Origin of the sequence: Saccharopolyspora spinosa NRRL 18395 (genome assembly GCF_000194155.1) — a bacterium.
In the GTDB taxonomy this organism is placed as follows: domain Bacteria; phylum Actinomycetota; class Actinomycetes; order Mycobacteriales; family Pseudonocardiaceae; genus Saccharopolyspora; species Saccharopolyspora spinosa.
The window spans coordinates 260455-273038 of the sequence record NZ_GL877879.1; the positions used below are offsets into that span (position 1 = coordinate 260455).

12 protein-coding genes and 1 tRNA gene are annotated in these 12584 nt (G+C 70.1%); 6 read left to right on the forward strand and 7 right to left on the reverse strand.

Annotated features, from left to right (window positions below; translation table 11 throughout):
• Positions 1-52: 52 nt before the first annotated feature.
• A complete protein-coding gene (locus SSPN_RS0120305; protein WP_010307792.1) occupies positions 53-589 on the reverse strand; it encodes a TetR/AcrR family transcriptional regulator in 537 nt (178 codons plus the stop codon).
• A 76-nt stretch (positions 590-665) separates the two neighbouring features.
• On the opposite strand from SSPN_RS0120305, the gene SSPN_RS0120310 reads away from it, so the two are divergent.
• The 3 genes from SSPN_RS0120310 (at position 666) to SSPN_RS0120320 (ending at position 1868) form a co-directional block, all read left to right on the forward strand.
• Positions 666-1178, forward strand: coding sequence for a GNAT family N-acetyltransferase (locus SSPN_RS0120310; protein ID WP_010307795.1), 513 nt, complete (start codon positions 666-668; stop codon positions 1176-1178).
• A gap of 5 nt (positions 1179-1183) precedes the next feature.
• Positions 1184-1360 (forward strand): hypothetical protein, encoded by a 177-nt coding sequence (locus tag SSPN_RS56925; protein ID WP_158309609.1) that lies wholly within the window; start codon positions 1184-1186, stop codon positions 1358-1360.
• Between the two features lie 208 nt (positions 1361-1568).
• Positions 1569-1868, forward strand: coding sequence for an ATP-binding cassette domain-containing protein (locus tag SSPN_RS0120320; protein ID WP_085982142.1), 300 nt, complete (start codon positions 1569-1571; stop codon positions 1866-1868).
• On the opposite strand, the gene SSPN_RS0120325 is transcribed toward SSPN_RS0120320, so the two are convergent.
• Positions 1760-3655, reverse strand: coding sequence for a glycoside hydrolase family 35 protein (locus SSPN_RS0120325; protein ID WP_029535535.1), 1896 nt, complete (start codon positions 3653-3655; stop codon positions 1760-1762). The genes SSPN_RS0120320 and SSPN_RS0120325 overlap by 109 nt on opposite strands.
• A 148-nt stretch (positions 3656-3803) precedes the next feature.
• Between SSPN_RS0120325 and SSPN_RS0120330 the strand changes: the two genes are divergently transcribed.
• Positions 3804-4493, forward strand: coding sequence for a class I SAM-dependent methyltransferase (locus SSPN_RS0120330; protein ID WP_010307806.1), 690 nt, complete (start codon positions 3804-3806; stop codon positions 4491-4493).
• A 99-nt stretch (positions 4494-4592) separates the two neighbouring features.
• Positions 4593-4967, forward strand: a complete 375-nt coding sequence (locus SSPN_RS57750) for a hypothetical protein (protein ID WP_010307809.1) — start codon at positions 4593-4595, stop codon at positions 4965-4967.
• A 131-nt stretch (positions 4968-5098) separates the two neighbouring features.
• Here SSPN_RS57750 and SSPN_RS0120340 read toward each other — a convergent pair whose 3' ends face one another.
• The 3 genes from SSPN_RS0120340 to SSPN_RS0120350 all read right to left on the reverse strand — a co-directional run bounded on the left by SSPN_RS0120340 (position 5099) and on the right by SSPN_RS0120350 (position 8284).
• Positions 5099-6934, reverse strand: coding sequence for a S9 family peptidase (locus tag SSPN_RS0120340; RefSeq protein WP_010307813.1), 1836 nt, complete (start codon positions 6932-6934; stop codon positions 5099-5101).
• A 262-nt stretch (positions 6935-7196) separates the two neighbouring features.
• Positions 7197-7270, reverse strand: a tRNA-Pro gene (locus SSPN_RS0120345).
• 51 nt (positions 7271-7321) lie between these two features.
• Positions 7322-8284, reverse strand: coding sequence for a metallophosphoesterase (locus SSPN_RS0120350; protein ID WP_010307816.1), 963 nt, complete (start codon positions 8282-8284; stop codon positions 7322-7324).
• A 116-nt stretch (positions 8285-8400) separates the two neighbouring features.
• Between SSPN_RS0120350 and SSPN_RS0120355 the strand changes: the two genes are divergently transcribed.
• The gene (locus SSPN_RS0120355; protein WP_029535537.1) at positions 8401-8871 is read left to right on the forward strand and encodes a GatB/YqeY domain-containing protein; all 471 of its coding nucleotides are present in this window, start codon (positions 8401-8403) and stop codon (positions 8869-8871) included.
• Positions 8872-9216: 345 nt separating this feature from the next.
• On the opposite strand, the gene SSPN_RS0120360 is transcribed toward SSPN_RS0120355, so the two are convergent.
• On the reverse strand, positions 9217-9987 hold the full coding sequence (locus tag SSPN_RS0120360; RefSeq protein WP_010307826.1) for a siderophore-interacting protein: 771 nt from the start codon (positions 9985-9987) through the stop codon (positions 9217-9219).
• A 113-nt stretch (positions 9988-10100) separates the two neighbouring features.
• Positions 10101-12497, reverse strand: a complete 2397-nt coding sequence (locus tag SSPN_RS0120365) for a transglycosylase domain-containing protein (protein ID WP_083822185.1) — start codon at positions 12495-12497, stop codon at positions 10101-10103.
• Between the last annotated feature and the right edge of the window lie 87 nt (positions 12498-12584).

A 12584-nucleotide genomic window follows, 5' to 3' on the forward strand; every position in this document is an offset into this window, starting at 1 on the left:
ACGAGATATTCCGGCGCGCCGACCATCTCACGATGCGGGCACCCGGTACGCCTCAGAGCTTGCCCAGCAGCTCCTCGAAGGCGGCCGCGACGCGGGCGGTGTCGCCGGTGGCGAGCAGGTCGAGCAGCAGGCCGCGCAGCGCCGCCAGCGCCAGCGTCGCCTCGGCATCGGAGCTGCCGAGGGCCTGCTGGAGCCGGGGAAGCCATTCGCGGACGCTCGTCTCGCCGAAACCGTCCCACGCGCCGCCGCGGGCGTGCAGCGAACGCGCATAGCTCTCGAAGAAAAACCGGATCACGTTTTGGTGCGCCGGATCACCGAGCCAGCGCCACAGCGCGCGCAGCGCCTCGGTCCGGTCCGTGCAGTCGTCGAGGGTGTCGGCGAGCAGCCGGAGCTGGACGTCGCGGGCGTGCCGGTGGACTTCCTTGACCAGCCCGTCCTTGGAGCCGAAGAAGTACAGCAGCATGCGCGGGCTGGAGCCGACCGCCGCCGCCAGCGGCCGCAGCGACACCTCGGAAAGCCCGTGCGTCGCGGAGTACTCCAGGAGCTTCGCGAGCAGTTCGCCGCGGCGGCCGTCGTCCCGCTGGGTCATCGTCGCCCCTGTTCCAATGCTGGTCAGGCTGCTAGCCTACGACTGAAACGACTGTTTCAGTCTACTGGAGTTGCGCATGTCGCCCGAGATCAGCATCCGGATCGGTCCGCGCCCCGGCGACCTGGGCACCGTGCTGACCATGCACAGCGAGTTCTACGCGCGGGAGTACGACTTCGACGAACGCTTCGAGGCGCACGTCGCGCACGGTCTGGCCGCATTCGCCGCGGCCCTGGGCGAGGCGCGGGACGAGCCGGGCGTCGAACCCGGCTGGCTGTGGGTCGCCGAGCGCGACGACGAAACCGTCGGCACCGTCGCGCTCACAGACGAAGGTGACCGCGTCGCGCAGCTCCGCTGGTTCCTGGTCGACCCGGCAGCGAGGGGCGGCGGAGTCGGCCGGAAGCTGTTGCACGCCTTGCTGGATCACGCGCGCGAGCGCGGTTTCGAACGCGTGAAGTTGTGGACCGTCGACCCGCTGGAGACGGCCGCCCGGCTTTACCTGGACGCCGGATTCCGCTGCACCGAGCGGAAAACCGTCCGGCAGTGGGGGCAGCGGCTCGACGAACTGAGGTACGACCTCGAACTGGGGTGACGGTCATGCGAACCGAGCACTGGCTGCGTGCGGTGGCCGAGTACGTGCGGACCATGAACGAGCTCTGCGACCGCTACCTGCTGGCCTGGCCGCCACGGCCAGAGCCGCTGCACTGGGTCCGCCGCGGCGACACCTGGGTCCTCTGTGGCGAAGTGCTCCCCGACCGGCGGTGCGGCGACTGACGCTGGGAGCCGCCTGACCGGAGCGTGGAAACGCGCTCGGAATTCCGTTCCCGGGCTTGAGCGCTGCCGCGTTCATGACGGCAGCCGGCAGCTGCCCGCTGGTCGGAACAGGGGAATTCGCTTTGAGAGCGTCGAATTCCGCTACCCGGCCGCCGACCGCCCGGTGCTCGCGGGCTTCGGCCTGCAGGTCTGGCCCGGCGATTTCGTCATGGTCACCGGCCCCAGCGGGGCGGGCAAGTCCACGCTGACCAGGCTGCTGCTGCGGTTCTACGACCCCACAGCGCGACGGCTGGCAATCGATGGCGTGGATCTCACGGACCTTCCGCTGCGGACCGTCCGCGACACGATCGCGCTCGTGCAGCAGGAAGTCGCGGTCTTCCACAGCACCGCCGAGCGTGATCAGCCCAGGTCGGGCTCCGAGCGGAGTTCGGTCGAACCGCCGCGCCGGTGGAGCTCCAGGACTATCAGCTCGTTCTCCCCGGTCCTCCACAGTGGACTCGGGGCGTAGAGGGTGCGCTGCGGCCCGACCGACCAGTAGCGGCCGAGCAGGAAACCGTTCAGCCACACCATTCCCTTCTCCCAGCCGGGCAGGGCGAGGAACCCGTCGGCGGGCGCGCCGATCCGCAGGACCGCCCGGTGGAAGGCGGGACCGCTCGTGGCGCCGGGCCGGAACCCCAGGCCCGACAGGTCGTCCAGCGGCAGCGGGCGGATCTCCCAGCCGAACAGGGCCTGCGAGCCGTGCAGGACCCGGTCGGTGATGCCCTTGGGGTCGTTGAGCCGCTGCCCGAAGTTGATCCGGCCCCCGGTGTCGACGACCAGGTCCAGCTGCACCGACTCGCGCTGCACCGGTACCTCCACCGAACCCTGCGGATCGTTGCGGTCGAGTGTGCCGAGCAGTTCGCCGTCGGCGAAGACCAGCGCCCGGTCGGCCAACCCGCGAACCCAGAGCCCCGCCGTCTCGCGCGGCCCCTGCACGTGGGTCCGGTAGTGGATCAACCCGTAGGGCTGGCCCAGCGCCTCCATGTGCACCGGCGCGGACCGGTGGATCGGCGCAATTTCCATTGAAGTCGAACCTTCGATTTCAATGGAACTTGCGGACAGCGCGTCGAGGGATTCCAGCAGCCCGACCGTCGCGTCCGGTTGCACGCGCTGCGCCGGTAGCCGGGAAGGCAGCGGCGGCAACGGCTCGTCCGGAACCGGCTCGTGGCGGGCGATGACCTCGCGGATCCGGTGGAACTTCGTGGTCAGTTCGCCCGCTTCGCCGATCGGCGCGTCGTAGTCGTAACTGGTGATCGTGGGCTGGTACGTGCCGTTCGCCTCGTCGAAATTCGCGCCCGCCCACCAGCCGAAGTTCGTGCTGCCGACAGCCATGTAGAGCGACACGGACGCCTTGGCGGCCAATATCTTCTCGACGTCGGCGGCCGTCTCGACCGGGTCGGTGGTGTGATGCGGCTCGCCCCAGTGGTCGAACCAGCCGTCCCAGAACTCCGTGCACCACAGCGGTCCCTCCGGTTGGTACCGGCGCAGCGCCGCGAACGGCTCGGTGGGGTCACCGCCGAAGTTGACGGTGGCGAGCACGTCCGGCAGGTTCCCGCCGCGCAGCATCCATTCCGACGGGCCGTTCGAGCAGTACAGCAGGCTGTCGATCCCGTTGTCGCGCATGGTTTTCCGCAGGTGGTCCAGGTGTGCCTGGTCGTTGGCGTAGCTGCCGTACTCGTTCTCCACCTGGAACGCGATCACCGGGCCACCACGGGTCGCCTGCAGCGGGGCGAGCCGCGGCAGCAGGACCCCGAACCACTCGTCGACCAGGTCGGGGTAGGCGGTCTCGTCGCAGCGCAGCGGCAGATCCGGGTCGGCCAGCAGCCAGGCGGGCAGGCCGCCGAAGTCCCATTCCGCGCAGATGTACGGGCCCGGCCGAACGGCGACCTTGAGCCCCACCTCGGCGGCGGTCTCGACGAACCGGACGAGGTCGCGCCAGCTGGAGAAGTCGACCGCGCCGCGCCGGGGTTCGTGGAAGTTCCACGCGACGTAGGTGTCCACGGTGTTCAGGCCGAGCGCGCGCATCCGGGCGAGCCGGTCCCGCCAGTGGTCGGGGTGGGTGCGGAAGTAGTGCATCTCGCCGGCGACGATCCGGAACGGTTCGCCGTCGAGCAGGAACTGGTCGCCGCGCACGGTCAACCCGGCCGGCTGCTGCGCCTGCGCGACGACCCTGTTGGTGCCGACGACCATGCTGCTGCCCAAGGCGAGGCCGCCGAGCGCGATCGAGCCGGGGAATCCCCGTCGGTTGACGCCCATCGCCACCCCTCTTCTCGATATTGTGCGAAACGACCTCGATACTTGCGACTTCGAGCATCCGGCAGCCAGGGATCGCTACCGGATCGGAGCAGGTGTCGGGGTCGGAAGCCCCTGGCGTCAGCCGCCGCACCGTGCCCATGCTGCTGGTATGCCGCCGGACGATGTCCACGCCGTCCGCTCAGCCACCACCGTGACGTGCCACTACAAGCGCGCCGGGGTGTCGCCGCCCACCGAGATGCTGGAGCGGTTCCGGGTGCTGGCCCGGAAGCGGGCTGCCGGGCGGGTGCTGGACATCGGGGCTTTCCGCCTCGAAGACCTGCTGGCCTACCACCACGTCTCCTACCTCGCTTTGCTCGACGCGAAACCCGACCTGCGCGGCGAACGTCCCGATTTGCCCACCGAATTCCTCGACGGAGACCCGGCGAGCCTGCCGTTCCCGGACCGCGCCTTCGACGTGGTGGTCTGCCGGTTCTCCCTGTGCAGCACGGGAAAACCGGAATCGGCGCTGACCGAGATCGGCCGGGTGCTGCGGCCGATCGGTCAGCTGCTGTTCCTCGAGCACACCCGGGCGCCCGGCGTCGTCGGCGAGGCGCAGGACCGGGCCCAGGAGATGCTGCACGGCTGCCGCCGCTGCCGTCTCAACGTCGAGGTGCTGGTGCAGCTGCAACGTGCCGGCCTGGTGGTGCGCCGTGCCGACTGGTACTGGCCGTCCGCGCACGTGCGCGCGCCGCTGGTGCAGGGTGTCGCCACCCATCCAGACCCCCAGTACGAGCGCGAGCTGGGGTGGTTGCGCAACCCGATCCGCAGGACAGGAGACGCGATGTGGTCAGGAAGGTAGCGGATTGCCGCAAGTACCCGAGCGAGGTCAACTGCTCGCTCACCATCATTGGCGAGGAAGAAGAGGTCCTGCACGCCGCCACCGAGCACGCGGTGGTCGGTGCACCAGCACGAGGACACCCCCGAACTGCGGGACCAGATCTGCGAGCTGCTGGTGGACGAGCAGGCCACCGTTGGCATGAACTTCGTGCAGCTCATCGAGTTCAAGACCGGCAAGGAGCCCGAGCTGAACAAGCTGGTGGACGACTGGGAGGAAGCCACCGGAGGCAAGCGCACCGCGAAGCGAGCGGTGCTGGCACGGGACCACGAGTACCCGGGGACCTACTGCGAGTTCGTCGAGTTCCCGTCCTACGACGAGGCGATGCGGAATTCCCGGCTCCCGGAGACCGACGAGATCTCCTGCAAGATGCGCGCCCTCTGCGACGAGGGACCGACCTTCCACAACCTCGACGTGGTCCGAGCCGAAACCCTGTGACCCAAACAAACGGACCCCCATTTCCGCAATGCGGAACCCAAGTTTGGTTTTGTGCAATATCGGACCTCTGATTTCCATTGAAATTGCTGGTAGTGGAACCTGGGTTCCGCATGGCGGAGTCTTCTCGGGAGTCAGCCGAGGCCGACGGCGCGGCGGGCGAAGTGGATCTCCGCCGCGACCTGGCGGAGAGTTTCCGCCACCACCAGCGAGCCGTGGCCCGCGTCGTAGCGGTAGAACTCGAACGGGAGCTCCCGCGGACCCAACCGGTCCAGGTAGTTCAGGATCTGCTGGATCGGGCAGCGCGGGTCGTTGTCCCCGGCCAGCACCAGCACCGGCGCCCGCACCTCGTCCACGTAGGTGATCGGCGAAGCCTCCCGGTAAACCTCCGGCACGTCTTCCGGCGAGCCGCCGAAAAGAGCCCGGTCGTAGGCCCGCAGCGGCTCCATCTCGTCGGCGTACGCCGAGACGTAGTCGGCCACCGGCACCCCGGCGACGCCGCCGGCCCAGCGCTCCGGCTGCGTCCCCAACGCCAGCAGCGTCAGGTAACCGCCCCACGACGCGCCCGCGACGACGCTCAGCGCCGGTGTGGTCAGCCCCGCCTCGATCGCCCAGTCGTGCACCCGCGCGACGTCGGCCAGTTCCGTCAGGCCCGGCCGGCCCTCGATGGCGTCCCGCCACGCCGAGCCGTACCCGGTCGAACCCCGGTAGTTGATCTCCACCACGGCGAACCCGGCATCCAGCCAAGCCGCCCGGTAGGCGGAGAACCGGTCCTCGTCGGCCGCGTGCGGCCCGCCGTGCAGGTTGAACACCGTCGGCAACGGCCCTTCCCCGGCGTCGGCCGGGCGCGCCACCAGCGCGTGCACCGTCTTGTTCGGCCCATACGGGACCTCGACGAACACGTCGTTGACGGCCTCCGAACCCGGTGCGCGGTCGCCGGGCGGCGTCAGCAGCACCCGGTCCGCACCGGCGCGCGAAACCGTCCGCACCAGCGAAGGCGTCGCCGCCGACGACCACACGTACTCCACCGAGTGGTCTGGGCGCACCGACGCGCCCGCCACCGTTCCCGGCGGGGTCGCCAGCTCGGTGAGGATCTCTTCCGCGAGGTCGTAGCGGTGCATCGTGGTCCGCGCGTGGTGAGTATGCGCGATCAGCAGCGCCTTGCCGTCCGGGTACCAGTCGGCGGAGACCTCACCGGGCAGGTCGAGCTTGATCTCGCTCTCGGTGTCCGCAGCGACGTCCCAGACCAGCAGCTCCTCCTTGCCGCGCCGCTCGTGCAGCACCAGCAGCCGGGGGTCGCCGGTGACCGGCGCGAACGCCAGCGCGTCCAGACCCTTGCCGGGGCCGTCCCACTTCTCGGCGACCTCGGAGCCGTCGACGCGCAGCACCCGCAGCGCGGGGTGGCGGCTGTCGCCGTGCTCGGAGTGCGAGATCACCACCATCGACTCGTCCCAGGACATGGCTGACAACCCGCCGTCCTGCTCGTGCTGGTAGAGAACTTCCGGACGGCCGCCGTCGCGCGCCACCCACACCGTCACGCCGTCGTCGGTGGACATCCCCACGCCGATCACCGACGACCCGAGCTCCAGCCCCGCCGGGTACCCGGGGTGGGTGTCCGGCAGACCCGGCCGCGTCTCACCGGAGGCGAACGGCTCGACGACCCAGCTGCCGAACTCGTCGCCGTCGGTGTCGTCGAACCACCAGACCTGCTCGCCGTCCGCCGACAACGTTCCGTGGAACGTCCCCTGTGGACGGTCGGTGATCTGGCGGTGCTCGTCGGAGTCGCGGTCCCAGGCGTAGATCTCCCAGGTACCGCTGACGTTCGACACGTACAGGCTGCGTTGCGGGGCGTCCCGCGCCCAGTCCGGCAGCGACACGCGGGGCGCGCTGAACCTGGCCCGCCAGCGGGCCTCGCGCTCCGGGTCGTCGAACAGCTTCTCGGGGATCTGCGCTTCGGGGTAGGTGCTCACGCCTCGATACTGCCCGATGACGCAGCCACCTGCGGAGCAGGTGCACCATCACCCGTTCGCCTGAAGCGGAGTGATTGAGCGAGGAATCGACCAGCACGCGGGGTGAACGGCGGGTCCTCGCGAAATCGCGCATCCCAGGGCGGCGTCAGCGACGCACCTCCAACAGGAAACAGCCGAACTCCACGGCCCCCTCGCTGAGGGATCCCGGTGCGCAGAAGAAAGTGGCCTTGGCCGGATACTCCGGCCAAGGCCACTTTCTGCGTCGGGGTGGCGGGATTTGAACCCACGACCTCTTCGACCCGAACGAAGCGCGCTCCCAAGCTGCGCCACACCCCGATCTTTCAGCGGTGAACATCTCGGGTGCTCGTCCAACCGCTGGATCATAGTTTAGCGGACGTTCTCACCTGCCCCGAACGGGGTCCTCCTACCGGTGTCTTCGCTGGTCGATGTCGGTTTTTCGGACCTGGGGAGCAAGGTCAGCAGGGTGGCCTCCGGCGGGCAGGCGAAACGCACCGGCGCGTACGGCGAGGTGCCCAGCCCGGCCGACACGTGCAGGTGCATGCGCTCGCCCCAGGTGGACGCGCCGCGCGCCCGCGAACGGTCCAGCTCGCAGTTGGTCACCAGCGCCCCGTAGCCGGGCAGCCGCAGCTGCCCGCCGTGAGTGTGACCGGCCAGCACCAGGTCGTAGCCGTCCTCCGCGAACGAGTCGAGCACCCGCGGCTCGGGGGAATGCGTCACGCCCAGGCGCAGCTGGACGTCGGCGGGCGCGGGCCCGCCGATCAGGTCGTAGCGGTCCAGGTGCAGGTGCGGGTCGTCGAGCCCGGCCAGGTGGATCCGCATCCCGGCGACCTCGATCTCGTGCCGCCGGTGCGTCGCGTCCAGCCAACCGCGCTCGGACATCGCCGCCCGAAGGTCGCGCCACGGCAGCGGTTCCCCGTGGATGCGCTTGGCCTTCCGCGACGGCAGCAGGTAGCGGGCCGGGTTCTTCGCGGTCGGCCCGTAGTAGTCGTTGCTGCCGAAGACGAAGATGCCCGGCCGGTCCAGCAGCGGGCCCATCGCACGCAGCGCCGCGGGCACCGCCTGCGGGTGCGCCAGGTTGTCGCCGGTGTTGACCACCAGATCCGGGTCCAGCTCGGCGAGCGCGGCCACCCACCGCTGCTTGGACCGCTGGTTCGGGGTCATGTGCAGGTCGGAGATGTGCAGCACACGAAGCGGTGCCGAGTCTTCGGCGAGCACCGGCAGCGTCGCCTGCCGCAGCGTCCAGTGGCGACGTTCGATCGCGGCCGAGTAGGTGATCGCGGCGGCGCCGAGAGCGCCCGTGCTGAGCAGAATCCGCCCGAACTTGTTCACCCCACCAACCCTACGACGACACCGCCTCCGGCGGCTGACGGCCCGTTACCGACGGTGCCGCTCCGGAGACCGAGGTCGTGGGCGGGCCGGTGCGGCTGCAGCGGGATAATCGCCGCATGGCCGAGCTCAAGGACAAGCTGCGCGCGGACCTCTCCGCCGCGATGAAGCAACGCGACACCACCGTCACCGGCGTCCTGCGGATGGCGCTGGCCGCCGTCAGCAAGGAGGAGGTCGCCGGCAAGCAAGCACGCGAGCTCACCGACGAAGAGGTGCAGCGCGTGCTGAACAAGGAGGCCAAGAAGCGCGACGAGGCAGCGGAGGCGTTCAGTGGGGCCGGGCGCGCGGAGCAGGCCGCGGCCGAGCTCGACGAGGCGGAGATCCTGCGGCACTACCTGCCGAAGCCGCTGGGCGACGACGAGTTGGCGCAACTCGTCAAGGACGCCGTCGCGGAGGTCGAGGGCGAACTGGGCGAGCGGCCGGGCATGAAGCAGATGGGCCAGGTCATGAAGGCGGCCAACGCCAAGGTGGCGGGCCGCGCCGAAGGAGGCAAGGTCGCAGCCCTGGTCAAGGCCGAACTCGCCGACTGACACCCGAGGTCTCGTTCTAGCTGGTCACGGGGCCGTGGGTCTTTCGAGTCGCCATAAGTAGCAGCCCAAAAGACTCATGGCCCCCCGTACCTGCAAGTGCCGGTGCGGGCCGTCCCGCGCGCGGCCCCGCATCAGGTCGAAGCGGTCGTCGAGGCGGCGGGCGACCTCAGCGACCGACATGGTCCAGACCCGCGCCGCGTCTCATGCTGGGCCCGCCCCGAAGGGCTCGGCTGGCGAGGACAGCCCCGGCGTGCATGGGGCCCCGTACCTGAGTCGGGGATCCCGGAGTCCAGGCGGGTCTGAGATTCCGCTACCCGCACCGCCAAACGAGCCGGGAAACAGCTTCTATTCGCCTGCGGCGTTGCGGCGCCAGTAGGCGAGGGCGTAGAGGCGACGCCGTTCCAGGCCGAGTTCCTGTTGGCAGTGCTCGCGGAGCTGGTGGACCAACTCGGCCTCCGCTCCGATCCACACGTGCGGGTTCGGGCCGAGCTCGGCCGACCGCAGCGCGTCCACGAGCAGCGCGCTTTCGCCCGCCGGGACGCCGTCGCGGTGCAGCCAGTGCCAGGCCACATCGGCGTCGGAGGGGAGCGCCTGCTCCTCCGCGGCGTCAGCGACCTCGGCGAACACCTGCACGCGGGCCGCCGAGGGCAGCTCCGCCAGGATTGCCGCGATGGCTGGCAGCGCCGTCTCGTCCCCGACCAGCACCAGCGGGTCGGCGTCCGGCTGCGGCTGGTATGCGGGGCTGGGACCGACGGTGACGATCTGTTCGCCGGGCGCGGCCTGCGCCGCCCAGGTGCTTCCCGGGCCGTCGTGGTCGTGCACGACGAAGTCGATCGCCAGCTCCTGCCGCTGCGGGTCGAACCAGCGGACCGTGTAAGTGCGCTGGCGTGGCTGCTGCTCGCGGGGCAGCGCGAACACCTCGGCGCGGGTCCGGCCCAGCGGCATCGGCTGACCGGGCTGCGGCAGGCACAGCTTGATCCGCTGGTCGCTGCCGTTGCTGACGAAGTCCGAGAGCTCCGAGCCGCCGAGTGTGACGCGCACCATGCGGGGCGTGACGCGCTCGGTCGCCCGCACCTCCAGCAACCGGTAGCGGGATCGCGCGCGCCTGGTGCTCACCTGCGTGTTCGTCACGCCCCGAGTCTAAGAACCGCCAGCCCGACCCATCGCGCGACGGTCCCGACCGCAAGTTCCAAATGGAACCTGCGGTCGGTCACGGCGGGAACGGTCGGTCACGGCGGGAAGATGCCCGGCGGCAGCACGGGTTGTTCCGGCTGCTGCGGTCGGTCGCCCGGCGGCTGCGGCGGTTGGCCCTGCGGCGGCGGGCCGGGTGGAGGCTTCTCCGGCGACGGCGGCGGCACGTACCCGGTGCTCACCGAGATCGACACGAGTTCGCCGGGCAGCGCGAACCCGCGCGGCGTCTGGCTGGTCACCGTGCCCTGCTTGCGCGTGCTGCTCACCGAGCGCTGCTGGACCTTGTAGCCCGCCTTCTCCAGCGCCTCGGTGGCCCGCTTCGCGTCCATGCCGACGATGTTGGGCACCTGGAACTCGTCGCCGCCGTCCTCGTACCGCTTGGTGGTCGGCGGCAGCGGCAGCACCGGCAGGCCCTCGTGGATGACCTTCATCGCGTCGAAGAAGGTCCGCGCCGGGACCTTGCCGCCGTAGATGTTGCCGCCGTTGACCCCGCACAGCCGGGGCGGATCGGAGTCGCAGATCCCTTGCGGCGAGGTGCCGTCGCTGAAGGTCAGCACCGCGCCCGCGAACTGCGGGGTGGCACCGAGGAACCCGGCCGACTGGTGGGCCTCGGTGGTGCCGGTCTTCGCGGCCAGCGGCCGGTTCCACCCGGCCCCTGCGGCCGCTGCGGCGGCGGTCCCACCGGGCAGGTCGTCGTGGCTCATCCCGACGGCCAGCGCGTTCGCCAGGCCCGTGTCCACGGCCTGCTCGCACGGGTCCTCGGTGATCGACACCGGGTTGCCGTTGCGGTCCAGGATCTGCTCGACCGGCGTCGGCGGGCACCACACGCCGCCGCTCATGATCGTGGCGGCGACGTTGCTGAGCTCCAGCGGGCTGGTCGGCGAGTAGCCCAGCGTGAAGGCGCCGATGTTGCGCTGCTTGACCTGTTCGGCCTGGGAGAGCCCGTTGGCCCCGTTCGGCGCCAGCGGGTCGCCGCCCGCGGTGTGGGCGAGCAGCGTTTCGCGCATCCCGAGCCGCGCCGCCATGTCCACCGTCTGCGCGAGCCCGACGCGTTCCTGCAACGCCACGAAACCGGTGTTCGGCGAGGTCGCCAGGGCCATCTGCAGGGTACGCGGACCGGGTGCCACGCCTTCGGCGTTGCCCACGGTGTAGGGCGCCGTGCCGTTCTTGTACACCGAGGACGAGTAGGAGCCCGGCGCCTGGATGGTGTTGTAGATGCCCATCCCCTTCTCCAGCGCGGCCGCCGAGGTGAACACCTTGTAGACCGACCCGGCGCCGAACTTGACCACGCCGCTGGGCAGCGCGTACGCGGTCTGCCCCTTGGAGGCGTCGAGTCCGAAGTCGCGGTTGGCGACCAGCGCGCGCACCCGGTGCTTGTCCTGGCCGGGCTCCACCACGCTCATCACGTTGGCGATGCCCTTGGCCGTCTTCGGCACGCCGCGCTCGGCGGCGGCCTTCGAGGCGTCGGTGGCGCGCGGATCCAGCGTGGTGCGGATGGTGTAGCCGCCGCGTTTGAGCTGCTCCTCGGTGAACCCGGCGCGCTCCAGGTAGTCGATGACGTACTTGCAGAAGAACCCGTCCGACGGTCCGGCGCCGACGCAGCCGTTGGGGATGCCGCGCAGCGGTTGCGCGAGTCCCAGCGGCGAGTTGCGGGCCTCCTCGGCGGCCTCCGGGGTGATCCGGTGCTGGTCCTCCATCGCCTTGATCACCAGGTTGCGGCGGCTGAGCGCCTCGCTGGGGTTGTTCTCCGGGTTCAGCGCGCTCGGGCTGTTGACCATGCCGGCCAGCAGCGCGGCCTGCGCGATCGTGAGCTGGTCGGGCGTGGTGTCGAAGTAGGTGCGGGAGGCGGCGGCGATCCCGTAGGCCTGGTTCCCGTAGGGCACCACGTTGAGGTAGCGGGCGAGCACGTCCTCCTTGCTGAGCTGCTTCTCCACCTGTAGCGCGATCCGGATCTCGCGCAGCTTGCGCGCCGGGGTCTGCTCGATCGCCTTCGCCTGCTTCACCGGGTCGCCGGCGGCGACGACGTGCACCAGGTAGTTCTTCACGTACTGCTGGGTCAGCGTCGAGCCACCTTGCGCGATCTCGCCGGACATCTGGTTGGTCACGGCGGCGCGCACGGTGCCCGCCCAGTCGACGCCGTGGTGGTCGAAGAACCGCCGGTCTTCGATCGCCACGATCGCCGCCTTCATGGTGTCGGCGATCTGGTCCGGCTGCGCCGGGGTCCGGTTCTGGTCGAAGAGGTACGCGATCGGCCGACCGTCTCGATCTGTGACGGTCGTCACAAGTGGCGGTTCCTTGGTCATCAAGTCGGTGGAGATGCTGTTGACGGCGTCGCTGGCGCGGTTGGAGACCACTCCGAGTGACCCCGTTATCGGGAACAACAAGCCGGCCACCAGGACGCCAGCCAGCACACACAGACCGAATAGCTTCAACAAGCCGTCTCGGGCACGCACCCCGCCAGAGTAAGTCGGGGCGGCTTCGTGACGGAGTGTCACGGGCAAGATCCGCCCGATGTGATGAGT

Bases quoted from the DNA above. Each gene is read 5' to 3' on its own strand.
- SSPN_RS0120305 (WP_010307792.1), bottom strand. From the start codon at position 589: ATGACCCAGCGGGACGACGGCCGCCGCGGCGAACTGCTCGCGAAGCTC.
- SSPN_RS0120310 (WP_010307795.1), top strand. From the start codon at position 666: ATGTCGCCCGAGATCAGCATCCGGATCGGTCCGCGCCCCGGCGACCTG.
- SSPN_RS56925 (WP_158309609.1), top strand. From the start codon at position 1,184: ATGCGAACCGAGCACTGGCTGCGTGCGGTGGCCGAGTACGTGCGGACC.
- SSPN_RS0120320 (WP_085982142.1), top strand. From the start codon at position 1,569: ATGGTCACCGGCCCCAGCGGGGCGGGCAAGTCCACGCTGACCAGGCTG.
- SSPN_RS0120325 (WP_029535535.1), bottom strand. From the start codon at position 3,655: ATGGGCGTCAACCGACGGGGATTCCCCGGCTCGATCGCGCTCGGCGGC.
- SSPN_RS0120330 (WP_010307806.1), top strand. From the start codon at position 3,804: ATGCCGCCGGACGATGTCCACGCCGTCCGCTCAGCCACCACCGTGACG.
- SSPN_RS0120355 (WP_029535537.1), top strand. From the start codon at position 8,401: ATGGCCGAGCTCAAGGACAAGCTGCGCGCGGACCTCTCCGCCGCGATG.